Genomic DNA, 26,133 nt, shown 5'->3' on the forward strand with positions numbered 1-26,133 from the left:
CGAACGCAGGACGCTCTGCGGAAGGCATCCGTCCCGAGAAGCCGACCGCGGTCCGTCCTGCGCGTGCGCAGGACGGACCAGAGAACTCATCCCGGGTGGGTCATGCTCATCACGTCGAGGGCGCTCTTCAGCTGCTCCTCCGTGACTTCGCCGCGCTCGACGAAGCCGAGGTCGATGACCGACTCGCGGACGGTGATGCCCTTGGCCACGGAGTTCTTCGCGACCTTGGCGGCCGCCTCGTAGCCGATGACCTTGTTGAGCGGCGTGACGATCGAGGGCGAGGACTCGGCCAGGGCGCGGGCGCGCTCCAGGTTGGCCTCCAGACCGTCGACGGTCTTGTCGGCCAGGAGCACCGACGAGTTCGAGAGCAGGCGGATCGACTCGAGCAGAGCGGTTCCCATGACGGGGATCGCGACGTTCAGCTCGAAGGCTCCGGAGGCGCCCGCCCAGGCGATGGTGGCGTCGTTGCCGATGACGCGGGCGCAGACCATGAGCACCGCCTCCGGGATCACCGGGTTGACCTTGCCGGGCATGATCGAGGAGCCCGGCTGCAGGTCGGGGATGTGCAGCTCGCCGAGCCCGGTGTTGGGGCCCGAGCCCATCCAGCGGAGGTCGTTGTTGATCTTGGTGAGGCTGACGGCGAGCACCCGCAGCGCGCCGGACGCCTCGACGAGCGAGTCGCGGGCGCCCTGGGCCTCGAAGTGGTTGCGGGCCTCGGTGACGGGCAGGCCGGTCTCCTCCGCGAGGCGCGCGATGACCTTCTGCGGGAATCCGGCGGGGGTGTTGATGCCGGTGCCGACCGCGGTGCCGCCCAGGGGGACCTCGGCGACGCGGGGGAGCGCCGACTGCACGCGCTCGATGCCGAGTCGGATCTGCGCGGCGTAGCCGCCGAACTCCTGCCCGAGGGTCACGGGGGTCGCGTCCATCAGGTGGGTGCGGCCCGACTTGACGGCCTCGGACCACAGCTCGGCCTTGGTCTCGAGCGCCTCGGCGAGGTGCTCGAGGGAGGGGATGAGGTTCTCGATCAGCGCGCCCGTCACGGCGACGTGCACCGAGGTGGGGAACACGTCGTTGGAGGACTGCGACGCGTTGACGTGGTCGTTGGGGTGGACCGCGCGCCCGAGCGCGGTGGTCGCGAGGCTGCTGAGCACCTCGTTCATGTTCATGTTCGAGGACGTGCCCGAGCCGGTCTGGTAGACGTCGATCGGGAAGTGCTCGTCGTACCCGCCCGCGACGATCAGGTCGGCCGCGTCGGCGATCGCCCCCGCGATGTCGGCGTCGAGGACGCCCAGCTCGGCGTTCGCCAGCGCCGCGGCCTTCTTGATGCGCGCGAGAGCCGCGATCTGGGCCGGCTCGAGTCCGGCTCCCGAGATCGGGAAGTTCTCGACGGCGCGCTGCGTCTGCGCGGCGTACAGGGCGTTCCGCGGAACGCGCACCTCGCCCATCGTGTCGTGCTCGATGCGGAAGTCGCCGGAGTCGGTCGGGAGGTGATCCACCACGCTGTGTTCGTCCTTGTCTGATCGGTGCTGTTCGCCGGGGCCGATTACTCGGCGCCGGACTCCGTCGCGTCGGTCGACGCGCCGGACGGAAGGGTGCTGGGCGTGCGCTCCTGCTCGGAGAGGTAGGGGCTCAGCTGGGGAGGATCGATGCCGAGCACGACGTCCGAGACGACCGTGCCGTCGGAGAGGCGGTAGTTCGCTCCGACGACCGCGAGCGAGCCCGAGGCGACCGCGTCGGCGATCAGCGGCGACCGCTGGAGCATCTCGGCGACGGTGTCGCGCAGGTGCTCCCGGCCGACGACGAGTGCGTCGGTGGCCGACGGGTCGACGAGCACGCGCCCGTCCGGCTGAGGCCCGACGACGCGGCGGACCGCGGGGATGATCGGCTCGATGAGGTGCTCGATGTGCGGCGGGAGGCGCTGCGCACCCGGGGCCTGCGATTCGATCGCGGCCTTCACCGCGCCGCACTCGTCGTGCCCGAGGACCAGGATCAGCTTCACTCCCAGCACGGCGACCGCGTACTCGAGGGAGCCGAGGATGGAGTCGGCGATGACCTGCCCGGCGTTGCGGACGACGAAGAGGTCGCCGAGGCCCAGGTCGAAGATGATCTCGGCGGCGAGGCGGGAGTCGCTGCAGCCGAAGAGGGCGGCGAGCGGACGCTGCGCGGCGGCGAGCTCGGCGCGTCGCTCGACGTCCTGCCGCGGGTGGCGGGGCTCGCCGGCGACGAAGCGCTGGTTGCCGCGCAGCATCTCCTTCCACACCCACGCGGGCGGGCGGGACTCGCGCGGCACCGGGATGGTCTGCGGGGCGTCGCCGCCGAGGGCGTCGTCGTGGATGCTCACTGTTCCTCCTGGCCGATCTGGGGCGAGACGGCGTCGACGACCTCGCGGATCCGCTCGACGGGAGCGGTTCCGTAGACGAGGTAGGTGCTGGCGCCCTCGGTGGTCTCGAGTGCGTAGGGCGTGTTGCCGGTGTCCTGGCCCGAGTCGCGGCGGTCGTAGACCGTCCACTCGCGTCCGTCGATCCGCTCGACGCCCGTGGCCGCGGCGCGGTCGAGCTGCCGGGCGACCCAGGCGTCGTCGGCGTCGAAGCCCTGGCTGAGGCCGATGTAGCCGGAGTCGGGCGCCGGCGTCAGCAGTCCCACGTACCAGTAGTCGATGCCGCCGTCGGTGCGCAGCTCGGCGGCGTTCGCGGACCAGTCGTCGGGCATGCGGGTCACGGCGAGGGTCTCGGTCTCGCCGAGCTGGAGCTGCGAGGCGACGAGCGGCACGTCGATCGCCGGGCGCTCCGTGCCGTCGCCGCGGGGCACGATCAGCACGATGAGGGCCACGACTCCGACCGTCGCGAGCAGCGAGAAGACCAGGTTGTTGACGGTCTTGCGCTGGCGGTAGAGCCGGGAGTTCTCGGCCTTGCGCGCTGCGATCTCGGCGGGGGTCTCGGGGCGGCCGAGCTCGGCGACGACCCTCGGCTCCTTACGGCGGCTCATCCGGCGCTCGATCCGGAACGGGCGGCCTCGAGACGGGCGCGGGCGCCGATCAGCCACTCCTCGCAGCGCGCCGCGAGTGCCTCGCCGCGCTCCCAGAGGGCGAGGGAGCGCTCGAGGGTCGAGCTTCCCTGCTCGAGCTCGGAGACCACGCGCACGAGCTCGTCGCGGGCCTGCTCGTAGCTGAAACCGGAGACGTCGGAATCGAGTCCCTCGGGAGCAGGGGAGTCGGTGCGGGCGTCGGCCATGGTCTTGATCCTATCGATCGGTGCGCCCGGGCAGGCGCGGCGGGGGAGGTCGGGCGGAGGGTCAGCCGCGGCCGGCGGGGTCGGCGGCGGACCCCTCGGAGCGAGCGGCGACGGCGCCCTCCGCGAGCGTCAGGACGAGCGCCTCGCCCGCCTCGGCGTCTCTCGCAGCGCGGACGACATGACCCGCGGCGTTCTGCACGATCGCGTAGCCGCGGTCGAGCGTGTGCTGCGGCGAGAGGGCGCGCAGATGCCCGTGCAGGCGCTCCACCTCGAGGTGCGCGCGCTCGATCCGGCGCTCGACGAGCTCGGCGCCGCGGGCGACCCAGCGGGTCAGCTCCTCCGAGCGCTGGTCGACCAGGACGCGGGGATTCGCCAGCACGGGGCGCGAGCGCAGCTGCGAGAGCCGGTCGACCTCGTGCGAGACGAGCCCGCTCACCCGCGTGGTCATCCGCAGGCGCGCCTGCTGCACCCGGAGGAGCTCGTCGGACACGTCGGGCACCACGCGCTTGGCGGCATCGGTCGGCGTCGAGGCGCGCAGATCGGCGACGTCGTCGAGGAGCGGCCGGTCGGCCTCGTGGCCGATGGCGCTGACGACGGGCGTCGAGCAGGCGGCGACGGCGCGCACGAGCGACTCGTCGCTGAAGCCGAGGAGGTTCTGGAAGTCGCCGCCGCCGCGGGCGATCACGATGACGTCGATGCTCTCGTCGGCGTCGAGGGCGCGCAGTGCCGACAGCACCTCGGGCACCGTGCGATCCCCCTGGACCGCAGCGTGGACGACCCGGAAGCGCACGGCGGGCCAGCGCAGCTGCGCGTTCCGCAGCACGTCCTTCTCCGCGTCCGAGTCCTTGCCCGTGATCAGGCCCACGCCGTGCGGGAGGAACGGGAGGCGCTTCTTGCGACCCGGCTCGAACAGCCCCTCGGAGGCGAGCTGCCGCCGCAGCCGCTCCAGCTTCTCGAGCAGGTCGCCGAGGCCCACGTGGCGCATCTCGAACACCTGCATGGTGAGCGTTCCGCCCTTGAGCCAGTAGTTCGGCTTCACGAGTGCGATCACGCGGGCGCCCTGCGCCAGATCGGCCGGGATGCGGGAGCGGACCGACGACCAGATCGTGAACCCGACCGTGGCATCGCCTGAGACGTCCTTGAGCTTGCCGTAGACGTTGCCGCCCGAGACCCCCCACTGGGTGATCTCGCCCTCGACCCACGCGGTGCCCAGCCGTTCGATCCAGCCCTTGAGCTTGCTCGCGAGCAGGCCGACCGGCCACGGGTTCTCGGCGGTGGGAGGGGCGTCTGTCATCGGTGCCTTCGCTCGGGCGGGCGGGGAGTGGCGGGGGCTGCCCGCGTCGACCACCGTACGGGATGCCTCCGACAGCGCATCGGCCTCCGCTCAGCCGGGAGCGCATAGAATCAGGGGGTGAGTCAAGTCTCGATCAGCCTGCCCATGCCGCGCATGCCCCGCGCCACCGGGCGTCTCCGCGACGTCCCCGTCGACGGCGCGAAGCGCGTGCTCCTCGCCGCCCCGCGCGGCTACTGCGCCGGAGTCGACCGCGCGGTCGTCGCCGTCGAGAAGGCCATCGAGCACTACGGCGCTCCGGTCTACGTGCGCAAGCAGATCGTGCACAACGTGCACGTGGTCTCGACGCTCGAGAGCCAGGGCGCGATCTTCGTCGACGAGGTCGACGAGGTCCCCGAGGGCTCGCACATCGTCTTCAGCGCGCACGGAGTCTCCCCGGCGGTCGTGCAGGGCGCCGCCGACCGCAACCTCCAGGCGATCGACGCGACCTGCCCGCTCGTCACCAAGGTGCACCGCGAGGCGGTCCGCTTCGCGCGCGACGACTTCGAGATCCTCCTGATCGGCCACGAGGGCCACGAGGAGGTCGAGGGCACCGCGGGCGAGGCTCCGGACCACGTGACCCTGGTCGGCAGCCCCGACGAGGTCGACACCATCGTCGTGAAGGACCCCGACAAGGTCGTCTGGCTCTCGCAGACCACGCTCTCGGTCGACGAGACGATGGAGACGGTCAGCCGCCTCCGCGAGCGCTTCCCCAACCTGCAGGACCCGCCCAGCGACGACATCTGCTACGCCACCCAGAACCGGCAGGTCGCGATCAAGAAGGTCGCCGCCGACGCCGAACTCGTGATCGTGGTGGGCTCCGCCAACTCCTCCAACTCGGTGCGCCTCGTCGAGGTCGCGCTCGAGTACGGCGCCAAGGCCGCCTACCGCGTCGACTACGCCAGCGAGATCAAGCAGGAGTGGCTCGACGGCATCCGCACCGTCGGCGTCACCAGCGGCGCGTCGGTGCCCGAGGTCCTCGTGCGCGAGGTGCTCGACGACCTGGCCGCCGCGGGCTACGGCGAGGTCGAAGAGGTCAAGACGGCGGAGGAGGACCTGATGTTCTCGCTCCCCAAGGAGCTCCGGAAGGACGTCGCCGGCAAGCGCGACGCCCGCGCCATCGGCGGCCGCGTCACGGCGCCCGCCGCGAACTGACGCCGGTCCGTCCGGCGACACGAGACGAGGCCGCCGTCCCCGAGGGGGCGGCGGCCTCGTCCGTGCGAGGGGGTCAGGCGTCGAGCCCGGCGGCGCCCTGGCTCGACAGGCGCGAGACGTAGTCGGCGAAGGTCGGGTCGCCCAGGATCGCGATTCCCGCGACGACCATCGAGAGGACGATCGTCGCCGCGATCCCGAGGATCGGGACGAGGACGGCCCGCTTGCCCGCCCGAAGCCGCCGGACCGAGATCCAGACGGCGAACGCGACGATCAGCGACTGCACGAGCGCCGTGACGACGCCCAGCGTCCGCGCCAGGTCGGGCGAGGCGTAGGTGCCGATGCCCTGGCTCGCGTAGAGGTCGGACAGCGTCGTCGCGAAGCTCGACGGATCGAGCAGCGTCGGCACGGCGAAGAAGACGCCGAGCGCGAGCAGGATGATCGTGAGCAGGCGGTCGACCGGGTGGGCGACGCCCGGCTTCGCGCCGGCGGTCGCGGGCCGGGGCTCCGTCTCGGAGCCGCGCGGATCCGGGACCACGGTCTCGGCCGGAGGGTTCCACGACCAGCCGGGAGGCGCGTACTCGCCGTACTGCGGCTTCGGGCGGTCGGCGCCGCCCGGCTGGTCGTGTGCGTTCGTCACGGAGCGTCCGCCTACTTCCCGGAGTTGCCGGCGGAGCCGAGCTGACGGGTCGCCTCGGCCACCCGCGCGGCCATGGCGGTCTCGGCGATCTTGCCCCAGGCGCGCGGGTCGTAGACCTTCTTGTTGCCGACCTCGCCGTCGACCTTGAGGAAGCCGTCGTAGTTCTTCAGCACGGTGTCCGCGATCGAGCGGCTGAACGCGTACTGGGTGTCGGTGTCGATGTTCATCTTCACGACGCCGTTGCGGACCGCCTCGGCGATCTCCTCGTCGGTCGAGCCGGAGCCGCCGTGGAAGACGAGGTCGAGCGGGAGGGCGTCGGTGCCGTACTTGGCCTGCAGGCCGTCCTGGATCTCGCGGAGCAGCTCCGGGCGCAGGCGCACGTTGCCGGGCTTGTAGACGCCGTGTACGTTGCCGAAGGTCAGCGCGGCCATGTAGCGGCCCTGCTCGCCGAAGCCGAGCGCCTCGACGGTCGCGATCGCGTCGTCGAGGGTCGTGTAGAGGTGCTCGTTGATGTCGTGCGAGACGCCGTCCTCCTCGCCGCCGACGACGCCGATCTCGACCTCGAGGATCGCGTTGATGTTCTTGATGCGGGGGAGGATCTCCTTGGCGATGGCCAGGTTCTCGTCCAGCGGCACGGCCGAGCCGTCCCACATGTGCGACTGGAACAGGGGCTCGCGACCGGCCTTGACCTCCTCCTCGGAGGCGGCGATCAGCGGGTAGACGAAGCCCTCGAGCGCGTTCTGGGGGCAGTGGTCGGTGTGCAGCGCGACGGTCACCGGGTAGTTCTTGGCGACCTCGGTCGCGAACTTCGCGAAGGCGATCGCTCCGGCCGCGCGGTTCTTCACGGTGTGGCCGGCGAAGTAGTCGGCGCCACCCGTGGTGACCTGGATGATGCCGTCGGAACCGGCCTCGGTGAGGCCCTGGAGGACCGAGTTGATGGTCTGCGAGGACGAGACGTTGAAGGCGGGGTAGGCGAAACCGCCGGCCTTCGCCTTGTCGAGCATCTCTGCGTACTGGTCCGGGGTAGCGACGGGCATGGCATCTCCTTTGACGGATGAACGGGAGGGGGTCGGGCGAGGCCCGCGACGCGGTCGAGTCTAGCGAGGCGGGTGCGGGCCTTCCCCCGGGGCGCGAGCGGGGCCTCCGCTAGGCTTCGAGCGGGATGGGGACCCGCTCTCGCGGGTCCTGCGACGACGCCGTCTGCACGAACTCGAACGCGAAGGACTCCGCGCTGTGACCGATACCGACCACGACTCGCTCTACCTCCACCCTGATCGCAACCTCGGCATGGAGCTCGTCCGGGCCACCGAGGCCGCGGCCATCCGCGCCGTGCCGTTCATCGGCAAGGGCGACAAGAACGCCGCCGACGGCGCCGCCGTCGACGCCATGCGCACCTTCCTCGGCACCGTCAACTTCGACGGGGTCGTCGTCATCGGCGAGGGCGAGAAGGACAACGCGCCCATGCTCTACAACGGCGAGCACGTGGGCAACGGCTCCGGCCCGTCGGCCGACATCGCCGTCGACCCGATCGACGGCACCTCGCTGACCGCCGCGGGTCGCCAGAACGCCCTCTCGATGATCGCCGTCGCCGACCGCGGCGCGATGTTCGACCCGTCCGCCGTGTTCTACATGGAGAAGATCGTCACCGGGCCCGAGGGCGTCGGGATCATCGACATCGAGCGCCCGATCGGCGAGAACATCCGCGCCCTGGCCCGCGCCAAGCGGAAGCCCGTCGACGAGATGCGCATCGCCGTGCTCGACCGCCCGCGCCACGCGAAGCTGATCGAGGAGATCCGCGCCGCGGGCGCCGGCACGCGCCTCCTGCTCGACGGCGACGTCGCGGGCGGCATCAACGCGGCCCGTCACGACTCGCGCCTCGACATGTGCGTCGGCATCGGAGGAACGCCGGAGGGCATCATCACGGCCTGCGCGATCCGCGCGCTGGGCGGCGTGATCCAGGGGATCCTGCGGCCCAAGGACGACGACGAGCGCCAGCGCGCGATCGACGCCGGCCACGACCTCGACCGGGTCCTGCACGCGAACGACCTCGTCCGCAGCGACAACACCTACTTCGTCGCGACGGGCGTGACCAACGGCGGGCTCGTGAAGGGCGTGCGCAAGGAGGGGCACGTCATCACGACGGAGTCGATCGTCCTGCGCTCGCGCTCGGGCACCATCCGCCGCGTGACCGCGCAGCACCTCGCGGAGAAGTGGATCTAGCCGCTCGTCTTTCCACCCGGAGGGGCTCGGCGCTGCGGCGCCGGGCCCCTTTGCCGTTCCGGAACGCCGGCTCAGGCGCTGCGTTCGTCGGAAAGGCTCTCCGACTCGACCAGCTCGACGGCCGTGAGCCGCCGCGGCGACGACGTGACGCCCTGCGCGGGGGCGATGACGCGCGTCTCGTCGAGCGAGTCGAACTGGCGCGCGGTCACGAGTACCCGGCTCTCGAGCGAGCCGGCGAACGCGTTGTAGGAGTCGACCGTCCTCTCGATCGAGCGGCGCAGCCCCTCCGCGTGGTCGGCGAGCGTGCTCAGGCGCGCGTAGAGGGTCTTGCCGAGGTCGAGGAGCCGCTTCGCGTCGTCGGTCAGCACGTCCTGCTGCCACGTGTAGGCGACCGTCTTCAGCACCGACCACAGGGTGACGGGCGAGGCGAGGGCGACGCGCTTGCGGAACGCGTACTCGAGCAGCGTCGGGTCGGAGTCGAGCGCGCTCGCGAGCAGCGGCTCGCTCGGGACGAAGGCGATCACGAACTCGGGGCTGGCCGGCAGCCCGGACCAATACGAGCGCGCCGCCAGGGCGTCGATGTGGCCGCGCAGGGCGCGCACGTGGGCGCGCAGGAGAGCCGTGCGGCGCGCCTCCTCGTCGGCACCCGCACCGGCGGGGATCGCGCTCGCCTCGAGGTAGGCGTCGAACGGCACCTTCGCGTCGACGGCGATCGCCTTGCCGCCGGGCAGGCGGACGACCATGTCGGCGCGACCGCGGCCCCCCTCGCCCTCGATGCCGAACTGCACGTCGAAGTCGACGCGCTGCACGAGCCCCGCCGCCTCGACGACGTTGCGCAGCTGCGTCTCGCCCCAGGCACCCCGACTGCTGTTCGAGCGCAGCGCTGACGCGAGGGTCTCGGTCGTCGAGCGGAGCCGCTCGCCCGCCGCGCGCTGCCCCTCCAGCTGCTCGGTGATCGCTCCGAACTGCTCCGCGCGCTCGCTCTCGAGCCGGCGGACGGCCTCCTGCATCCCGCGCAGGCTCTCGGCGACGGGGGAGAGGGTCTGCAGGATGCGCGCGTCGTGCCGCTCGCGCTCGGCCACGGCGCGGAGCTGCTCCTGGAGCTCGCGCACCTGCTCGCGGGCCGTGCCGACCTGCTCGCGGTACTGCTCCACGACCGCCTCGTGCCGCTCCTCCAGCCCGTCGGCCCGGGCGCTCGCGGTGGCGAGCTCGAGCGCGAGCGCCTGATCGGGCGTGCGGGAGCGCGCCCACAGCGCGACGGCCAGACCGGCCAGGAGAGCGCCGATCACGAGTCCGAGGAGGAAGGAGGTGTCCATGCCGCGATGACACCACGGACGTCCGACACTGAGCACGCGGTCATCGGCGCGGCGCCCTGATGAGGGACAAGACCGTCCTCGGACTCCTCGTAGACTTCGCGATCATGGGGAATCACCGCCGATCATCGCGCCTACTCACTGCCGCTCTCGCCGTCGCCGTCGGGCTCGGCACCGCTCTCGTCCCGGTCACCGCCGCCTCGGCCGCCGAGGACGTCCTGCCGCCCGCCTCCGTCCTCGTCGAGCCGGGCGCGGCCGACGCCGGCGTCGACGTCGCCGACGGCGCGCCGGGGGACCTGAAGGTCCAGTACCCGGCCAGCAGCACGAAGAGCTTCCGAGCCGGCTTCATCTTCAGCGACGCCGTCTTCTTCGACAGCGGCGCGAAGAGCGCCTCCGGGATGCAGGCGCTCCTGAACGACAAGGGCAGCGCCTGCTCCGGCACGAACGACGGCGTGCCCTGCCTGAAGGAGTTCAGCCAGTCGACGCCGACGAAGGCGGCCGACCCGATGTGCCGCGAGTACCGCGGCAGCTCCCGCGAGTCCGCGGCGTCGATCTTCGCGCGGGTCGGCGAGGCCTGCGGCATCAACCCGCTCGTCCTGGCCGTGCTCGTCCAGAAGGAGACGAGCCTGGTCACCACGACCCGTCCGACCGTGGGCCTCTACAACCAGGCCACCGGCTTCAACTGCCCCGACGGCTCCGGCTGCGACACCGGCTCGGCCGGCTTCTTCACGCAGGTCTACGGAGCGGCGCGCCAGTTCAAGAAGTACGCGAACCCGGTCGGATCGGACCAGTCCTTTAGCCGGTACGCGGCGGGGACGACCCCGGACATCCTGTTCCACCCCGACGCGTCCTGCGGCTCGTCGCCGGTCGCGGTGCGCAACCAGGCCACGGCGAACCTCTACTACTACACGCCGTACCAGCCCAACGAGTACGCCCTGACCAACACGGGGAACCAGGCCTGCGCGAGCTACGGCAACATCAACTTCTGGTACATCTTCAGCGACTGGAGCGGCTCGCTGGCGAACGCCGGAGCCGCACCCGTGGGCCGCGTCGACGCGCCGCGGATCTCGGGCGGTGTGCTCACCGCCTCCGGGTGGACGGTCGACCCGACCACGCAGCGCGCGGCCCTCGCGACCACGGTGACGATCACCGCACCCAACGGCGAGAGGACCGTCCGCACGGTGACGGCGGACAGCCGACGCGGCGACATCCCGGGACAGCTCCCCGCTGCGGGCGGGAACCACGGCTTCACCGTGACCGCCCCCGCCTCCCAGTCCGGCGCCTACACGGTCTGCGTGAGCGCCGCCTCCGTCGACTGGAACCGCTGGGTCGGGTCGGGCGACTCGCGCGGCCCCGGGTCGAAGGACCTCGGCTGCTCGAGCGTCGGGGGCCAGGGGACGCTGCAGGTCGACCGCCTCGCGGGCAAGGACCGCCAGGAGACCGCGGTGAAGATCTCGCAGGCCACGTTCAAGGCCAACGTGCCCGTCGTCTACATCGCCACCGGCGGCAACTTCCCGGACGCGCTCAGCGCCGCTCCGGCCGCCGCCAAGCAGGGCGGCCCGCTGCTGCTGGTCGACCGCGACTCCATGTCGCAGCCCGTCCGCGACGAGCTGGCCCGCCTGAAGCCCGCAAAGATCGTCGTCGTCGGCTCGGCGCAGAGCGTCAGCGACTCCCTCGGCCGGGAGCTGGCCCGCTACACGAAGTCCATCCAGCGCATCGGCGGAGTGGACCGCTACGACACCTCGCGCAAGATCATCGCCTACGCGTTCCCGCAGGGCTCCTCGAAGGCGTGGCTCGCCACCGGGGAGAAGTTCCCGGACGCGCTGGGCGCGAGTGCGGCGGCCGGCTCGGTCGACGCTCCGGTGATCCTCGTCAACGGCGGTCTCCCCGCGGCCGACCCGGCGACGAAGATCGTCGTCACCCGGCTCGGCGTGAAGACGCTGACCATCGCCGGCAGCGCGCTCTCGGTCAGCGACGGCATCAAGCGGACGCTCCCGATCGCCTCGACGCGGATCGGCGGCACCGACCGCTACGACACCTCCGAGAAGCTGAACGCGGCGGCCTTCCAGAAGGCGAGCACCGTGCTCCTGGCGACCGGCGAGAACTACCCGGACGCACTCGCAGGAGCCACGGCTGCGGGCTACAGCGGAAGCCCGCTGTTCGCGGTGCCGAGGGACTGCGTCCCGCGGGCCGTGCTCGACGACATCGCGCGCTTCGGCGCGAAGAGGGTCGTCCTGCTGGGCAGCACGAACACGCTGTCGGACTCGGTCGCGCGGCTCACGCCCTGCGGCTGATCCCGGGTCACGCCGTGCGGCCGACCCCGTCGGGGGTCGCCGCTAGCGTGGAGGGATGAGTACGCCGACCTCCCCGCGCGCCGTCCGTGGGCGCCGGGGAGGGGCGGCCGCTCTCGCGTCGCTCGCGGCGGCGGTGCTGCTGTCCGGTGCGAGTGATCTCGGCGGGTCGGCCGCGACGCCGTCGTCGGTCGCCGAGGTGCGGTTGTGGACGGACTTCGTGCCGAGAGCCGACGCGTCGGGTTTCGACCCCGGCGAGATCGTGTCGGACGCAGTGTTCTTCGACGGCGACGCTCTCGCGCCGACCGCGATCCAGGCGTTCCTGGACGCGCGGGTGCTCGAGTGCGAGGGCGAGGACGTGCCCTGCCTGCGCGACTACGCGGAGGACACGGGCGACGTGGCGGCCGACGAGCAGTGCTCCGCGTACGTCGGAGGCCCGGGGCGCTCGGCGGCCGAGATCATCGGGTCGGTCGGAGCCGCCTGCGACGTCAGCCCCGCGGTGCTCCTGGTGCTGCTGCAGAAGGAGCAGTCGCTGGTGACCGATCCGTCCCCCGGGGAGCGGCAGTTCCGCAGCGCGACGGGCTACGGCTGCCCCGACACGGCCGACTGCGACAGCGACTACTTCGGCTTCTTCGGCCAGGTCTACGGAGCGGCGTGGCAGTTCCAGCGCTACGCGAACCCGGACAGCAGCTTCGACTGGTACCCCGTCGGCGAGGTGAGCGAGGTGCAGTACTCACCCGATGCGAGCTGCGGCACGGCTCCGGTGCTGATCGAGAACGCGGCGACCGCGGGGCTCTACTACTACACGCCCTATCAGCCCAACGCGGCGGCGCTCGAGAACCTGTACGGCGAGGGCGATGCGTGCTCGGCGTACGGCAATCGCAACTTCTGGCGCCTGTTCAGCGACTGGTTCGGCGACCCGCGCGCCGGATGAGCGGCGTCAGGCGGCGACGGGAGCGGCGGGGCGCAGGCGCTTGACGGTGATGCCGGCGAGTTCGCCCAGCTCGGCCATGCTGCGCGCTCCGTGGCGCGCTGCCGCGTGCACGACGATCGCCGCGCACGCCTCGGCGTCGGCCGAGGCGTCGTGGTGGCGGAAATCCTCGAAGCCGGCCGCGCGCGCCACGAACGGCAGCCGGTAGGACTCGAGCTCGTAGGTCTTGCGGGCGAGCTGCAGCGAGCAGAGGTAGTCGTACTCGGGGTGCTCGAGCTCCGTCGCCGCGCAGGCGGCCCGGATGACGCTCATGTCGAAGCCGGCGTTGTGCGCGACGAAGACGTCGTCGCCGGCGAACGCCGCGAGGTCGGCGAACTGGTCGCTCCAGCCGAGGGCGCCGTGCACGTCCGCCTTGCGGATGCCGTGGATCCGGGTGTTCCACTCGAGGAAGTCGTCGAAGCCGAACGGCGGGCGGATGAGCCACCCCGCGCGGTCGACGACGCGGCCGTCGCGGACCTTCACGAGCCCCACCGAGCAGGCGGAGGCCCCGTGGGAGTTGGCGGTCTCGAAATCGATGGCGGTGAAGTCGATGGGCACGCTTCACCCTCTCACGCACCTCCGACGCGGCCGGGAAAGGCACGCGGGGGCCTGCGCCGCCACGCCGTAGGATGGATGCCCGTGGCTCTCACTATCGCAATCGTCGGTCTCCCCAACGTCGGCAAGTCGACGCTCTTCAACGCACTGACCAAGAACACGGTGCTCGCGGCGAACTACCCGTTCGCGACGATCGAGCCCAACGTCGGAGTCGTGAACCTGCCCGACCCGCGACTGGAGGTGCTCGCCGGGATCTTCGGCTCGGAGCGCATCCTGCCCGCTCCCGTCTCCTTCGTCGACATCGCCGGCATCGTCCGCGGCGCCTCCGAGGGGGAGGGGCTCGGCAACAAGTTCCTCGCCAACATCCGCGAGGCCGACGCCATCGCGCAGGTCATCCGCGGCTTCGAGGACTCGGACGTCGTGCACGTCGACGGCAAGGTCGACGCCGCCAGCGACATGGAGACCATCAACACCGAGCTGATCCTCGCCGACCTGCAGACCCTCGAGAAGGCCGAGGCGCGCTACGAGAAGGAGCTCAAGGGCAAGAAGATCGAGCCGATCGTGCTCGAGACCGCGAAGAAGGCGCGCGAGTTCCTCGACTCCGGCAAGCCGCTGTCGGCGACCACGATCGACCTCGAGCCGATCCGCGAGCTCGGGCTCCTGACCGCGAAGCCCTTCATCTACGTCTTGAACGTCGACGAGGCCGTGCTGACGGACGACGCCCGGAAGGCCGAGCTGTCGGCGCTGGTCGCTCCCGCGCAGGCGATCTTCCTCGACGCCAAGATCGAGTCCGAGCTGATCGACCTCGACGAGGCCGACGCCGCCGAGATGCTCGAGTCGACCGGCCAGACGGAGTCGGGCCTGAACCAGCTCGCGCGCATCGGCTTCGACACGCTGGGCCTGCAGACCTACCTCACGGCGGGCCCGAAGGAGACGCGCGCCTGGACGATCGGGAAGGGCTGGACCGCCCCGCAGGCGGCCGGCGTGATCCACACCGACTTCCAGAAGGGCTTCATCAAGGCCGAGATCATCTCGTTCGACGACCTCGTCGAGACCGGGTCGATCGCGGAGGCCCGCTCGAAGGGCAAGGCCCGCATCGAGGGCAAGGACTACGTGATGCAGGACGGCGACGTCGTGGAGTTCCGCTTCAACGTGTAGTCGGGCTCCGGCTCGTCGAACCGCTTTCGGCTCGCAGAATCCGTGGATTCCTGCGAGCCGGAGCTGTTTCCACGAGCCGGAGTGTGGGCGCGGCGACGGCACCCACAGCGGGCTGCTGAGTGCGGCGTGGTATCACGCTGGTATCATCGACGCATGGCGATGACACTGAGGCTGACCGACGAGCAGGAGCGCGCCCTCGCGGCTCTCGCCGACTCGCAGGGCATCAGCAAGCAGGAGGCGACGGTGCGCGCGATCCTCGAGGCGGCGGATCGCCGAGTGCAGCGGGCAGATGTCGCCGAGCTCTCGTCCCGCGGGCGCGAGCGGTACGCGGCGCTGCTCGACCGGCTCGCCCAGTAGTGCGCTACCTCGGACTCGAGGATCTGCTCGCGATCGCCGAGGACCTCGGAGTAGCGTCGGTGCGCGATCTCGGACTCCTCGACTCCGCCGCTCACCGACCGCAGTCCTCGCTCTACGGCCGCGAGGCCTACCCGGGCATCCATCTGAAGGCAGCGGTACTACTCGAGTCGATCGTCCGCAACCATCCGCTGGTCGACGGGAACAAGCGGCTCGGCTGGCTCTCGGCCGTGGTCTTCCTCGGGCTGAACGGGCTCGATCTCGACGCGCCCGACGATGAGGCGTACGACCTCGTGATCGGCGTCGCCACTGGAGCGGTGCCCGCGGAGGAGAGCGCCGGGAAGCTCGGCAGCTGGACGCATGCGCTCGGCTGATCGCCGGATCCGGACGCGTGCGCTCACTCGGTGCAACGTGATCTCACTCGGTGCAGAACGTCGGCGAGGATGAAGCTCGACTGGGCGACCAGGAGGTGCGTGCCGACGACGATCGAGGCGACCAGTCGGCGGGTCGCGCGGGCGTCCTCCGCCGACATCAGCACGACGATGCCGTGGCGCTCGGCATGCTCGAGGAGACCGGGGGACAGAGTCGGGGCTGAACCGGCTCGCTCGTCTCGGCATCGAGGCCGTCGGCCCGACCGAACCTGCAGCCGGGCATCGTTGCCCTCACGACGTGGTCGTGACCTCGTGCAGCGAGCCGCCCGTCCGGCGCCAACGGAGGCCGTGGGCGTCGCGGAAGGACATCTCGGTGACGGTCCAGCCCGGGTTGTTCATGATGGGGACGGCCTCCTCCGATCGGGCGGTCCGCTCGACGGGCAGGGTCCAGGGGTATGTGGTGTCGCCGAAGACGACGTAGTCGCCGGGAGGCAGGATCGCGAGTCGGAGCGGAGCCAACCGCTGAGGCTCGTGCGACTTGCGCGGTGCGTAGGTGCTGTTCACCTCGACCTCGAACACCGGGGCGTCCGAGCTGTTGTGCAGGAGCAGTCCGCGGCGCTGTCGCTCGTCCTCCGCGGACCTGCCGACGCACCAGGCGGCGATCCCGGATGCCTGCTCGCGCTTCGCCCGCTCCGCCGACACCGCATCGCGGTCCGTCTCGACGCGATGGAGTCGGCGGGAGACGACGACCGCCCAGACGGCTGCGCCGAGGGCTCCGATCGTCGCGAGAGCCGAGATCCAGTCGGTCGCCTCTGATCCGTCCACCCAAGAGCCCCCTCGTCCGGCACCCCCTCCCCGGAGCGCATGAGACCAGCGTAGCCAGCCGGTCGGTCGACCCCCGAGTCGCGGCGCAACGCGCGCGGTCCGCTTCCGAGGAGCCTCGCGAACAGCGACGAGCCACCCTCAGTTCAGGACGTCCCCGATGAACCAGCTCGAGAGGCCGACGAGGAGGGACGTGCCGACCACGATCCAGGCGACCAGCCGGCGCGTCGCGCAGGCGGCTTCCTCCGAGGTCAGCGGCGTGGGTCGCAGCGGTTTCACGTACGCGGCGGGCAGGTCGTACGAAGCGGCCACCGGCACCAGCGGCGGCAGGACGACCGGCGGGCCGTCGACCCAGTGCTCCGGCAGCTCGGAGGCGCGCGCGGCCTGCAGGGTCAGCTCCGCCTGGAGCGGGGAGCTGCGGAGGGCGGCGTGGGCGGCGGCGGTCAGGCCGAGGCTCTGCAGATGCCGGACGGTCGGCGCGAACTGCTGCGAGACGGCGGGGGAGAGCTCGCCGACGCGGGAGCCGTCGAGGCGGAGCTCGATCCGGTCGTCGAGCGGATGGAGAGTCACGATCACGAGGCCGCGTCCGCCGCCGGGCAGGACGTCGACGAGCTGCGCGAAGTGCTCGTCCTCGCGCAGCACCTGGAGGCCGCGGCCCCAGGGGATGAGCGAGTAGGGCGTCGTCGGCGGCGTGTTCGCGGGGGCTATCAGCTCGGAATCGACGAGGGCGAGGCGGACGGAGGCGCGCAGTCCGCGGCTCGTCCGCGTCGCGGTCAGCTGCCCACCCGTGGTCGGCACCACTCCGCTGGCGGTGATGCGCGCCAGCCGGGGCTGGTAGGCGGCGGAGTCGGGCAGGTAGCCGATGACCCGGCCCGCGGCCCGCACGGAGACGGCCGTCGGGTCGCCGGGGCGGTCCGGCTCGGGGACGAGCTGCACGTCGATCCGCTGCTCGTGGCGCTCGTCCTTCTTCAGGGTCCGTCCGAGCACCGCGGCGATCTCCTCGATGCGGTCGGACTCGCCGACGACGTCGACGATGGCGGCGCCGTCGGCGTTCGGGAGCCGGTAGGGGGCCGGAGCGCCGTCGAGGAGGCGGGGCGAGGCTCCGTCGGTGGCGGACTTCCGTGCATCGGTCCAGCGCTCGCCGTCCCACCAGCGCAGCGTGCCGTCGCCGTCGGCGTACCAGCCGGCCGCGGCCGTCGAGTCCTGCTGCACCGGAGCCCCCTTCGTCTCAGCCCGCCGAGTCTACCGGCGAGGTGGAGGGCGACTTGAAGCGATCTGCGGGCACCAGTCGGAGTGGTCAGGCCCGCAGAAAAAGGCTCAGCGGCGAAAAGTCGGAGTTCGCGCAGGAATCCCGGCTCGCAGCCTTATCTGCGCAGGTGCATCGTCGCGCTCACAGCGCGGGATCCTCCACCGACGGGTCCTCGAGGGAGAGGGCGGCGAGCGGCAGGGGGCTGCCTCCGGTCGGCGCGTCCTCGGCCAGGACCTCGTGGATCAGCTCCGAGACGTGCTGGGCGTGGCCGGGGTTGATCGGCGCCGGGTCCTCGAGGATCTCGACGAGGGTGCGCAGCACAGTACTGGTCTCGGGTCGAGGCATGGCGACAAGGCTAGGGGCGCGGGAGACGGTCGCGGAAGTGCCGATCTGCGCCAGATCCGCTGGCTAGGCTCCGGGCATGAGCAGATTCGACGACGCGGTCATCCTGGTCCTCGGTGCCTCGGGAGGGCTCGGCCGGCTGATCGCCGACGAGCTGGAGGCCCGCGGCGCCCGCGTCCTCCGCAGCGGACGGGACGACGCGTCCCTCGGGGAGCAGCCGCTGGTCGCCGATCTCCGCGGGGAGGACGCGCCCGCTCGGCTGATCGCCGAGGCGCTCGAGCGCCACGGGCGGCTCGACGGCGTCGTGATCGCGGCGGGCGTCGTCGCCTTCGGGCCCTCGGCCGAGCTGGACGAGACCGTCCTCGAGGAGCTCGTGGAGGTGAACGCTCTGGCGCCGATCCGTGTGCTGACCGCCGCTTTCGCCCCGCTGGCGGCCTCCGCCTCCGAGGGCCGCGAGCCGTTCGCAGTCACGATCAGCGGAGTCGTCGCCGAGGCGCCCACGGCCGGCCTCGCCGCGTACTCCGCCTCCAAGGCGGCTCTGCACTCGTTCGTGAAGGCGTCGGCGCGCGAGTACAAGAAGGCGGGAGTGCTGCTGATCGACGCGCGGCCGGGTCACACCGAGACCGAGCTGTCACAGCATCCGCTCGCGGGCGAGGCGCCGCGGTTCGGGGCGGGTCTCGCTCCGGCGGCCGTCGCGACCCGCATCGTGGACGCGCTCGAGGCCGGCGAGACGGACCTGCCGCCCGCCGCCTTCACCGCCTGAGGCTCACGCCGTCGCGAACCGCTTCGCCGAGCGCTCGCGCGCCTTCGCCGCCTCGACCTCGCGGTCCTTCGGCGGCGCGGCCGTCACGAGGTCCTCGAGGAGGTGCCCCGTGATGTGCGCGATGTCGGCGACGGCGCGGTCGAACGCCTCCTGGTTCGCCTTCGACGGCTTCGTCGTGCCGCTGATCTTGCGCACGTACTGGAGGGCGGCGGCGTGCACTTCGTCGTCGGTCGCGGCGGGCTCGAAGTTGTGGAGCGTGTGGATGTTCCGGCACATGCGACGAGGGTACGTCCGGCCCGGACGGCGCGCCAGGACACCGGCCGTTCACTCCCGCGTCGCCGGAGGCGTCTACCGTCGGCGCGTGACCGCCGCCTCCGAGACCGCTCGCGTCGACCCCGAGCTCCTCCGCACCCTGACCCCCGACGACGCCCGAGACCTCGTCGTGCTCGACGAGGACGACGACGATCCCGTGCTGCTGCACCGCGACGGCACGCGCATCGACACTTGGCGCGAGGGCTACCCCTACGACGAGCGGATGTCGCGCGAGGAGTACGAGGCGGGCAAGCGACTGCTGCAGATCGAGCTGCTCAAGCTGCAGAACTGGATCAAGAAGCACGGACGCCGACTCGTCGTGGTCTTCGAGGGGCGCGACGCCGCCGGCAAGGGCGGCACGATCAAGCGGTTCACCGAGCACCTGAACCCGCGCGGGGCCCGGGTCGTGGCGCTCGAGAAGCCGACCGAGCGGGAGGCGACGCAGTGGTACTTCCAGCGCTACGTCTCGCACCTGCCCGCCGCGGGCGAGATCGTGCTGTTCGACCGCTCCTGGTACAACCGCGCCGGAGTCGAGCGCGTGATGGGGTTCTGCACCTTGGAGCAGTACGACGAGTTCATCCGGCAGACGCCGCTCTTCGAGAGCATGCTCGCCGGCGACGGCATCGACCTGGTCAAGCTGTGGTTCTCGGTGTCGGCGGAGGAGCAGCGCACGCGGTTCACCATCCGCATGATCGACCCGGTGCGGCAGTGGAAGCTCTCGCCGATGGACCTCGCCTCGCTCGATAAGTGGGACGACTACACGGCCGCCAAGGAGGCGATGCTCGCCGCGACCGACACGGACGACGCTCCGTGGACGGTCGTGAAGAGCAACGACAAGAAGCGGGCGAGGCTCGAGGCCATGCGGCACGTGCTGAGCCTGTACGAGTACGACGGACGCGACGACGAGGTCGTCGGAGCGCACGGACCGGATCCCCTGATCGTGGGACCGGCGAGCGAGGTCTACGAGCGGGGCGAGCACATCGCCCCCGCGCGACGGTTCTGAGGGGGACGCATGAGGGGGACGGACACGGCGGGAGCGCCGCGGCCGGCGGCCGGCCGGGACGACGGTCACGACCTGCCGGGGGTGCACCTGCGCTGGCTCGCGCTGGACGAGCAGACGCTCGACGCCGAGCGCCTGCTGCCGCTGCTGACCGCGGCGGAGCGGGAGCGCTACGAGGCGACGGCCGCTGCCTCCGTCGCCGAGCGCTTCGTCTTCGGACGGGTGCTGCTGCGGATGCTCGCCGCGGAGCTCACCGGCGGGAGCGCCTCCGGGATCGACGTCGTCGCGTGCTGCGCGGGCTGCTCGGGACCGCACGGACGCCCGAGGCTCGAGGGTGCGGATCCGCTCCTCGCCACGCTGTCGGTCAGCGTCGCGCACTGCGCCGGTGCGGTGGTCGTCGCCGCCAGCAGCGCGGGCGTCGTCGGGGTCGACATCGAGCCGGCCGCGGGGTCCGCCGAGCGCGGTGCTCAGATCACCCGGGTCGCGGGAGCGCCGTTCTGGGTCGGGGCGGCCCGGCCGGCCGATCCGATCCTGCACTGGACCCGGATCGAGGCGGTGCTGAAGGCCGACGGGCGCGGGCTCGCGGTCGATCCGCACCGTGTCCTCATCCACGAGTCGCGGATCGCGGCGGAGGCCCGGATCGACGGGGTGCGGTTCCGACTGGCCGAGCCGCGGCTCGACCCGGCGTTCCGCGTCAGCGTCGCGCTGGGCCCGGTCGAGGGGCGCGGCACCGGTCCGATCATCGGCTGGCGGCGCGAGCACTCCGACGCGCTCGCCGACTCGCTGGTGTCAGCGGGCCGGTAGCGCGGGCAGCTCCTCGTCGAGGAGCCAGGTGTCGAGCAGCTCGTCCACCCCGGCCGGCAGCAGCTCGGTGCAGAGCTCCCGGAAGTCTTCGTCGGTGACCGCGCCGTGGGCGTGCCGGCGCGTCCACTCCTGCACGAGGGCGAAGAACGGCTCGTCGCCGACGTGTAGCCGCAGGGCGTGCAGGGTGAGCGCCCCGCGCTTGTAGACGCGGTCGTCGAAGAGCGAGACGGGGCCCGGGTCCGCGAGCACGAGATCCTCGGGCTGAGCCCGCAGGAGGGCGTGGTGACGGCGGGCGAGGGAGTCGGCGGAGGGCCTGCCCGCCTGCTCCGACCAGAGCCACTCCGCGTAGCAGGCGAAGCCCTCGTTGAGCCAGATGTGCCGCCACCGGGCGATGCCGACGCTGTTGCCGAACCACTGGTGGGCGAGCTCGTGGGCGATCAGCCGCTCCGAGCCGCCGCGCCCGTCGACGTGGTTCGCGCCGAAGACGGCCATGCCCTGCGCCTCGAGCGGGATCTCGAGATCGTCGGCGGTCACGACGACGGAGTACCGCGCGAACGGGTACGGGCCGAAGAGGTGCTGGAAGAGCTCGAGCATCGCGCCGAGCGGAGCGAAGTCGCGCGACGAGCGCGCGGCGAGCGCCGCAGGACGCGCGATCGTGACGGGGACGCCCGCGAGCACGCGCTCCTCCAGGGCGTAGCGCCCGATCTGCACCGAGGCGAGGTAGGTCGCCGTCGGCTCCGGTTGCTCGTAGAGCCAGGTCCTGCGGCCGGATCGCGCGCTCGAGTCGACCAGCACGCCGTTCGCGACCACCGCGTAGCCCTCCTCGGCGGTGATGCGGAAGCGGTAGGGGGCCTTGTCGGCGGGGTCGTCGTTGCAGGGGAACCAGGTGGAGGCTCCGGTCGGCTGCGAGGCCACGAGGACGCCGTCGGTCAGCTCTTCCCAGCCCAGCTCGCCCCAGTGGCTCGCGCGCGGTGCCGGATGACCGCCGTACTCGACCTCGACGACGAACGGCTCGCCCGTGCGCAGCAGCGTCTCGGGGGTCACCCGCAGCTTGTGCGGCGTCTGCGCGTGCTGGGCGCGGCGCCCGTCGACGCGCACCCTGCCCACGCGCAGACGGCTGAGGTCGAGGCTGAACCGCCGCAGCGGCTGCAGGGCGACAGCGTGGATCAGAGCGCGGGCGGCGAGCCGGTTGCTCGAGACGCGGTAGTCGAGCTCGAGTTCGTACGACTCGACGCGGTAGCCGGTGTTGCCGATGCCGGGGACGTAGGTGTCGCCGGCGGTCTCGAGTCCGAGCTGTGCGGGGCTCACGCGACGGGCGCGTGGTAGTCGGCGACGCGCACGTCGCGCCACGGTCCGATCGGATTGCCGCTCCAGCGGCTTCCCGCCGGCACGAGCTCGCCGCGCATCACGAGCGACGCGGGGCCGACGGTGCCGTGCTCGGCGATCCGCGCCGCGGGGAGGATCACGCTGTGCGGTCCGAGGGTCGCTCCGGTGTCCAGGCTCACGGCATCCATGCTCATGATTCGATCATGGAACAGGTGGGTCTGCACGACGCACCCGCGATTGACGGCCGCTCCGTCGCCCAGGACGACGAGATCCGCTTCGGGGAGCCAGTAGCTCTCGCACCAGACTCCCCGCCCGATGCGCGCGCCGAGGCTGCGCAGCCACCACACGAGGGCCGGGGTGCCGGCGGCCGCGTGGGCGAACCACGGGGCGGCGACCATCTCGGTGAAGGTGTCGGCGAGCTCGCTGCGCCAGATGAACGAGGACCAGAGCGGATGCTCGCCCGCGCGGACGCGCCCGATCAGCAGCCACTTCGCCGCGGTGGAGACGGCGGCGGCCACCGCTCCGGCGGCCAGCAGCACGACTCCGCTCAGCAGCATCGCGACGATCGCGCCGAACGACTCGACGAGCGCGAGCAGGGCGACGACGACGCCCGAGCCGATCGCCACCGAGACGACGACGGGGACGAAGCGGAACAGCTCCCAGACGATGCGGGCGACGCGGAGCCGCGCCGGCGGACGGAAGGTGCGCTCCGCCTCCGCCTCGACGACGGTCCGGCGCAGGCGCACCGGGGGAGAGCCGAGCCAGGAAGAGCCGGCCTTGGACTTCCGCGGGGCCGAGGACAGGACCGCGACGAGTCCGCCGGCCGGGACGGTGTGACCCGGAGCGGCCATGCCGGAGTTGCCGAGGAACGCGCGCTCGCCGATCTCGGCTCGGGCGAGGCGCATCCAGCCGCCGCCGAGGGCGTAGGAGGCGACCAGGGTGTCGTCGGCGAGGAAGGCTCCGTCGCGGATGGTCGTCATCGCGGGCAGCAGGAGCACGGTCGACGCCTCGACGTCGCGTCCGACGCGCGCGCCGAGCAGGCGCAGCCAGACGGGGGTGAAGAGGCCGGAGTAGAGCGGGAAGAGCAGTGTGCGCGCCTGATCCAGCAGGCGCTCGGTCGACCAGACCTGCCAGCCGATCCGGCCGCGGACGGGATGGGTGCCGGGCTCGATGCCGAGGCCCAGCAGGCGGACGAGGAGGACCACGAGACCCGCGAGCGCGGCTCCCGTGACGGCGACGGCGGGCACGAGGGCGGTGAGCGCGCGCGGGACCGCCTCGGCGAGCGTGTCGGAGCCCTGGACCGCGACGGCGACCACTCCCACGCCCGCGCCGAACGAGAGGATCGGCACGGCGGCGAGGCCCACCGCCGCGAGCGCGTAGGCCCAGACCCAGCCGGTGGCCCTGGGCGGCCGCTCCTCGGGGAACCCGGCGTTCGCCTTGCCCAGGCGCTGCGCGGGCGAGCCGCCCCAGCGCTGCCCTGCCGGCACCCGTCCGAAGACGGCGGATCCGGGCTCGATCTGCGCGTGCTTGCCGATGCGGGCGCCGGGGAGGAGGGTACTGCGCGCACCGACCGTGCTGCCCGCGCCGACGCGGACGGCTCCGACCCGCACGACATCGCCGTCGATCCAGTAGCCCGACAGGTCGACCTCGGGCTCGATCGCGGCGCCCCGGCCGAGCGTCAGCATGCCGGTCAGCGGAGGGAGGGAGTGCAGGTCGACGTCCTCGGCGATCCGGGCGCCGAGCGCCCGGGCGTAGTACGAGACCCAGGGGGCGCCGGCCAGGCTCACGGCGCCGAGCTGGTGGGCGACCTGCTCGGCGAGCCAGAGCCGCAGGTGCACTCCTCCGCCGCGCGGATGATCGCCCGCCCGCACGCCGCGCAGCAGGAGGCGGGCGGCGATCACGGTGAGGCCCATGCGCCCGAACGGCGTGCAGAGCAGGACGAAGGCGGGCACGAGCACCGCCGGCCACACAGTGGGCAGGAATCCGAAGCCCGGCAGCAGATCCAGGAGCGAGCAGACCGTCAGCAGGGCGACGAGCCAGCGCGCGCCCCCCAGGATCAGGAGCGGCGCGCCCAGCACGGTCTGCAGCACCTGCATCCGCCGGGGGACGGGCGCGATGCGGTGGTCGGAGACGGGGCCGAGGCCGGTCGCGCGGCTCGCGATCTCGGCCGCCATCGCGGCGAGGCGCGGGTGCGCGTAGACGTCGGCGACGGTGAACTCCGGATCGCGCTCGCGGATCCGGGCGACGAGCTGAGCGGCGGCGAGCGAGCCGCCGCCCAGATCGAAGAAGTCGGCCCGCTCGTCGACCGGGACGCCCAGGACCTCGCGCCAGCGGGCGGCGAGCCAGGCGGTCTCGGGATTCAGCGCGTCGTCCGACGGCGCCGCCTCGGCGAGCGGCCAGGGCAGCGCCGCCCGGTCGACCTTGCCGGAGGTGCGGGTCGGCAGCTCGTCGACGACGGCCAGCAGAGGGACCAGCGCGGCCGGGAGCTCCGCGCGCAGCCGCGTGAGGGCGGCGTCGCGGTCGAGCTCTCGGCCCGCGGCGAGAGCGAGGTAGCCGACGAGGACCTGATTGCCGGCGGCCGTGGTGCGGACCGCGGCCGCGGCTCCGGACACTCCCGGCAGCGCTTGCAGGGCGGACTCGACCTCGCCGAGCTCGATGCGGCGGCCGCCCAGCTTGACCTGGTCGTCGGCCCGGCCCTGGAAGACGAGGCCCTCGGCCTCGTAGCGCACGAGATCGCCGGAGCGGTAGGCGCGCTCCCAGCCGAGCAGGGGAGCGGGGGCGTACTTCTCGGCGTCCTTCGCGGCGTCGAGGTAGCGCGCCAGCCCGACGCCGCCGATGACGAGCTCGCCGACCCCGCCCTCGGGCACCCGGTGGCCTTCGGCGTCGACGACCGCGAGCCGCCAGCCGTCGAGCGGGAGGCCGATGCGCACGGGCCCCGGCCCGCCCAGCGGTGCCGCGCAGGCGACGACGGTCGCCTCGGTCGGGCCGTAGGTGTTCCAGACCTCGCGGCCCTCGACGGCGAGGCGCTCGGCGAGCTCTGGCGGGCAGGCCTCGCCGCCGAAGATCAGCAGCCGGACGTTCTCGAGCGACTCGGCGGGCCACAGTGCGGCGAGGGTGGGCACGGTGGAGACGACGGTGATGCCGTGGGTCGTCAGCCAAGGGCCGAGGTCCATGCCGCTGCGCACGAGCGAGCGCGGTGCGGGCACCAGGCACGCGCCGTGGCGCCAGGCCAGCCACATCTCCTCGCAGGAGGCGTCGAACGCGACCGAGAGGCCGGCCAGCACGCGGTCACCCGGGCCGAGCGGCTCCTGCTGCAGGAACAGCCGCGCCTCCGCATCGACGAAGGCCGCGGCGGAGCGGTGGCTGACGGCGACGCCCTTCGGGGTGCCGGTGGAGCCGGAGGTGAAGATGATCCACGCGTCGTCCTCGAGCGCGGGCGGCTGGAGCAGCGGGATCGACGCGGTGCTGGGGTGCGGCGCGGTCCCGGTGAAGAGAAGGGCGGGCGGCTCCTCCGCTGTCCGCTCGAAGCGGCCTGCTCCGGTGATGACGCCGCGCACGCGCGCCTCGCCGAACACGAGCTGCGCGCGCTCCTCGGGGTCGTCCGCGTCGACCGGGACGTAGGCGGCGCCGGCGGCGAGGATCGCGAGGATCGAGAGGTAGAGCTCGCGCGACCCGCTCGCCATGCGGACGCCGACGCGGTCGCCGCGCCGGACTCCGGCGGCCGTCAGCTCGCCTGCCGCTCCGACGACGCGGGCGAGGATCTCGCGGTAGCTGAGGGCGCCCGCCGGGTCCTCGAGGGCGGAGGCGTCGGGGTGGAGCCGGGCGCTCTCGCGCAGCACGTCGATGAGGGTGCGGGGCGGCGCCGCGAGGGCGCCGGCGTCGAGGTGGTCCTGCACGAGGGGCGTCTCCACGTCCGGTCTCCGTTCCGGCC

At 72.4% G+C, this 26,133-nt stretch carries 26 protein-coding genes; 10 read left to right on the forward strand and 16 right to left on the reverse strand.

Annotation, left to right across the window (positions count from 1 at the left end):
• Window positions 1-86 precede the first annotated feature (86 nt).
• The 5 genes from C1I63_RS11515 to xseA all read right to left on the reverse strand — a co-directional run bounded on the left by C1I63_RS11515 (window position 87) and on the right by xseA (window position 4,524).
• A complete protein-coding gene (locus C1I63_RS11515) occupies window positions 87-1,499 on the reverse strand; it encodes a class II fumarate hydratase (RefSeq protein WP_280523121.1) in 1,413 nt (470 codons plus the stop codon).
• Between the two features lie 44 nt (window positions 1,500-1,543).
• Window positions 1,544-2,248, reverse strand: a complete 705-nt coding sequence (locus C1I63_RS11520; RefSeq protein WP_082481110.1) for a carbonic anhydrase — start codon at window positions 2,246-2,248, stop codon at window positions 1,544-1,546.
• A gap of 89 nt (window positions 2,249-2,337) precedes the next feature.
• Window positions 2,338-2,985, reverse strand: coding sequence for a DUF4245 domain-containing protein (locus tag C1I63_RS11525; RefSeq protein WP_107574871.1), 648 nt, complete (start codon window positions 2,983-2,985; stop codon window positions 2,338-2,340).
• The gene (locus tag C1I63_RS11530; protein WP_056866773.1) at window positions 2,982-3,230 is read right to left on the reverse strand and encodes an exodeoxyribonuclease VII small subunit; all 249 of its coding nucleotides are present in this window, start codon (window positions 3,228-3,230) and stop codon (window positions 2,982-2,984) included. The genes C1I63_RS11525 and C1I63_RS11530 overlap by 4 nt, the downstream gene beginning before the upstream one ends.
• Window positions 3,231-3,291: 61 nt before the next feature.
• Complete coding sequence (gene xseA, locus C1I63_RS11535) at window positions 3,292-4,524, reverse strand: exodeoxyribonuclease VII large subunit (RefSeq protein ID WP_107575836.1); 1,233 nt, start codon at window positions 4,522-4,524, stop codon at window positions 3,292-3,294.
• 144 nt (window positions 4,525-4,668) lie between these two features.
• Between xseA and C1I63_RS11540 the strand changes: the two genes are divergently transcribed.
• Window positions 4,669-5,715 (forward strand): 4-hydroxy-3-methylbut-2-enyl diphosphate reductase, encoded by a 1,047-nt coding sequence (locus tag C1I63_RS11540; protein ID WP_107574872.1) that lies wholly within the window; start codon window positions 4,669-4,671, stop codon window positions 5,713-5,715.
• A gap of 73 nt (window positions 5,716-5,788) precedes the next feature.
• Here the strand turns inward: C1I63_RS11540 and C1I63_RS11545 are convergent, their stop codons facing one another.
• Window positions 5,789-6,352 (reverse strand): DUF6264 family protein, encoded by a 564-nt coding sequence (locus C1I63_RS11545; RefSeq protein WP_107574873.1) that lies wholly within the window; start codon window positions 6,350-6,352, stop codon window positions 5,789-5,791.
• A gap of 11 nt (window positions 6,353-6,363) precedes the next feature.
• Window positions 6,364-7,389: a class II fructose-bisphosphate aldolase gene (fbaA, locus tag C1I63_RS11550; protein WP_055788354.1), complete on the reverse strand. Its 1,026-nt coding sequence runs from the start codon at window positions 7,387-7,389 to the stop codon at window positions 6,364-6,366.
• A gap of 196 nt (window positions 7,390-7,585) precedes the next feature.
• Between fbaA and glpX the strand changes: the two genes are divergently transcribed.
• On the forward strand, window positions 7,586-8,572 hold the full coding sequence (glpX, locus tag C1I63_RS11555) for a class II fructose-bisphosphatase (protein WP_416351479.1): 987 nt from the start codon (window positions 7,586-7,588) through the stop codon (window positions 8,570-8,572).
• A gap of 71 nt (window positions 8,573-8,643) precedes the next feature.
• Here the strand turns inward: glpX and C1I63_RS11560 are convergent, their stop codons facing one another.
• Entirely contained in the window at window positions 8,644-9,888 is a 1,245-nt protein-coding gene (locus C1I63_RS11560) for a DNA recombination protein RmuC (protein WP_107574874.1), read from the reverse strand.
• Window positions 9,889-9,947: 59 nt separating this feature from the next.
• On the opposite strand from C1I63_RS11560, the gene C1I63_RS11565 reads away from it, so the two are divergent.
• Both C1I63_RS11565 and C1I63_RS11570 read left to right on the forward strand, forming a co-directional pair.
• The gene (locus C1I63_RS11565; protein ID WP_107574875.1) at window positions 9,948-12,179 is read left to right on the forward strand and encodes a cell wall-binding repeat-containing protein; all 2,232 of its coding nucleotides are present in this window, start codon (window positions 9,948-9,950) and stop codon (window positions 12,177-12,179) included.
• A 55-nt stretch (window positions 12,180-12,234) separates the two neighbouring features.
• The gene (locus tag C1I63_RS11570; RefSeq protein WP_107574876.1) at window positions 12,235-13,110 is read left to right on the forward strand and encodes a hemagglutinin; all 876 of its coding nucleotides are present in this window, start codon (window positions 12,235-12,237) and stop codon (window positions 13,108-13,110) included.
• 6 nt (window positions 13,111-13,116) lie between these two features.
• Here C1I63_RS11570 and C1I63_RS11575 read toward each other — a convergent pair whose 3' ends face one another.
• Window positions 13,117-13,704: an exonuclease domain-containing protein gene (locus C1I63_RS11575; protein ID WP_107574877.1), complete on the reverse strand. Its 588-nt coding sequence runs from the start codon at window positions 13,702-13,704 to the stop codon at window positions 13,117-13,119.
• Between the two features lie 81 nt (window positions 13,705-13,785).
• On the opposite strand from C1I63_RS11575, the gene ychF reads away from it, so the two are divergent.
• The 3 genes from ychF (at window position 13,786) to C1I63_RS11590 (ending at window position 15,587) form a co-directional block, all read left to right on the forward strand.
• Complete coding sequence (ychF, locus tag C1I63_RS11580; RefSeq protein WP_107574878.1) at window positions 13,786-14,859, forward strand: redox-regulated ATPase YchF; 1,074 nt, start codon at window positions 13,786-13,788, stop codon at window positions 14,857-14,859.
• 153 nt (window positions 14,860-15,012) lie between these two features.
• Entirely contained in the window at window positions 15,013-15,216 is a 204-nt protein-coding gene (locus C1I63_RS11585; protein ID WP_055788426.1) for a hypothetical protein, read from the forward strand.
• The gene (locus tag C1I63_RS11590) at window positions 15,216-15,587 is read left to right on the forward strand and encodes a type II toxin-antitoxin system death-on-curing family toxin (protein WP_055788429.1); all 372 of its coding nucleotides are present in this window, start codon (window positions 15,216-15,218) and stop codon (window positions 15,585-15,587) included. Before C1I63_RS11585 ends, C1I63_RS11590 begins: the two co-directional genes overlap by 1 nt.
• A 23-nt stretch (window positions 15,588-15,610) precedes the next feature.
• Here the strand turns inward: C1I63_RS11590 and C1I63_RS20300 are convergent, their stop codons facing one another.
• The 4 genes from C1I63_RS20300 to C1I63_RS11610 all read right to left on the reverse strand — a co-directional run bounded on the left by C1I63_RS20300 (window position 15,611) and on the right by C1I63_RS11610 (window position 18,000).
• Window positions 15,611-15,745: a hypothetical protein gene (locus C1I63_RS20300; RefSeq protein ID WP_268788501.1), complete on the reverse strand. Its 135-nt coding sequence runs from the start codon at window positions 15,743-15,745 to the stop codon at window positions 15,611-15,613.
• Window positions 15,746-15,875: 130 nt separating this feature from the next.
• Entirely contained in the window at window positions 15,876-16,409 is a 534-nt protein-coding gene (locus C1I63_RS11595) for a hypothetical protein (protein ID WP_055788432.1), read from the reverse strand.
• 138 nt (window positions 16,410-16,547) lie between these two features.
• Entirely contained in the window at window positions 16,548-17,618 is a 1,071-nt protein-coding gene (locus C1I63_RS11600) for a DUF2510 domain-containing protein (protein WP_211315614.1), read from the reverse strand.
• A gap of 178 nt (window positions 17,619-17,796) precedes the next feature.
• Window positions 17,797-18,000, reverse strand: coding sequence for a hypothetical protein (locus C1I63_RS11610; protein ID WP_146168454.1), 204 nt, complete (start codon window positions 17,998-18,000; stop codon window positions 17,797-17,799).
• 76 nt (window positions 18,001-18,076) lie between these two features.
• Between C1I63_RS11610 and C1I63_RS11615 the strand changes: the two genes are divergently transcribed.
• Window positions 18,077-18,760, forward strand: a complete 684-nt coding sequence (locus C1I63_RS11615) for an SDR family NAD(P)-dependent oxidoreductase (protein WP_211315615.1) — start codon at window positions 18,077-18,079, stop codon at window positions 18,758-18,760.
• A 3-nt stretch (window positions 18,761-18,763) separates the two neighbouring features.
• Here the strand turns inward: C1I63_RS11615 and C1I63_RS11620 are convergent, their stop codons facing one another.
• Window positions 18,764-19,036, reverse strand: coding sequence for a DUF2277 domain-containing protein (locus C1I63_RS11620; RefSeq protein ID WP_107574880.1), 273 nt, complete (start codon window positions 19,034-19,036; stop codon window positions 18,764-18,766).
• 85 nt (window positions 19,037-19,121) lie between these two features.
• Here C1I63_RS11620 and ppk2 point away from each other — a divergent pair, with 85 nt between their 5' ends.
• Window positions 19,122-20,075, forward strand: a complete 954-nt coding sequence (ppk2, locus tag C1I63_RS11625; RefSeq protein ID WP_372488107.1) for a polyphosphate kinase 2 — start codon at window positions 19,122-19,124, stop codon at window positions 20,073-20,075.
• Window positions 20,076-20,084: 9 nt separating this feature from the next.
• A complete protein-coding gene (locus tag C1I63_RS11630; protein ID WP_107574882.1) occupies window positions 20,085-20,876 on the forward strand; it encodes a 4'-phosphopantetheinyl transferase family protein in 792 nt (263 codons plus the stop codon).
• Here the strand turns inward: C1I63_RS11630 and C1I63_RS11635 are convergent.
• Window positions 20,862-22,184, reverse strand: a complete 1,323-nt coding sequence (locus C1I63_RS11635; RefSeq protein WP_107574883.1) for a M1 family metallopeptidase — start codon at window positions 22,182-22,184, stop codon at window positions 20,862-20,864. The two genes, C1I63_RS11630 and C1I63_RS11635, sit on opposite strands and share 15 nt — an antisense overlap.
• The gene (locus C1I63_RS11640) at window positions 22,181-26,113 is read right to left on the reverse strand and encodes a Pls/PosA family non-ribosomal peptide synthetase (protein ID WP_211315616.1); all 3,933 of its coding nucleotides are present in this window, start codon (window positions 26,111-26,113) and stop codon (window positions 22,181-22,183) included. The genes C1I63_RS11635 and C1I63_RS11640 overlap by 4 nt, the downstream gene beginning before the upstream one ends.
• Window positions 26,114-26,133: the final 20 nt, after the last annotated feature.

The sequence above is a fragment of the Rathayibacter caricis DSM 15933 genome (assembly GCF_003044275.1).
GTDB classification, from domain to species: domain Bacteria; phylum Actinomycetota; class Actinomycetes; order Actinomycetales; family Microbacteriaceae; genus Rathayibacter; species Rathayibacter caricis.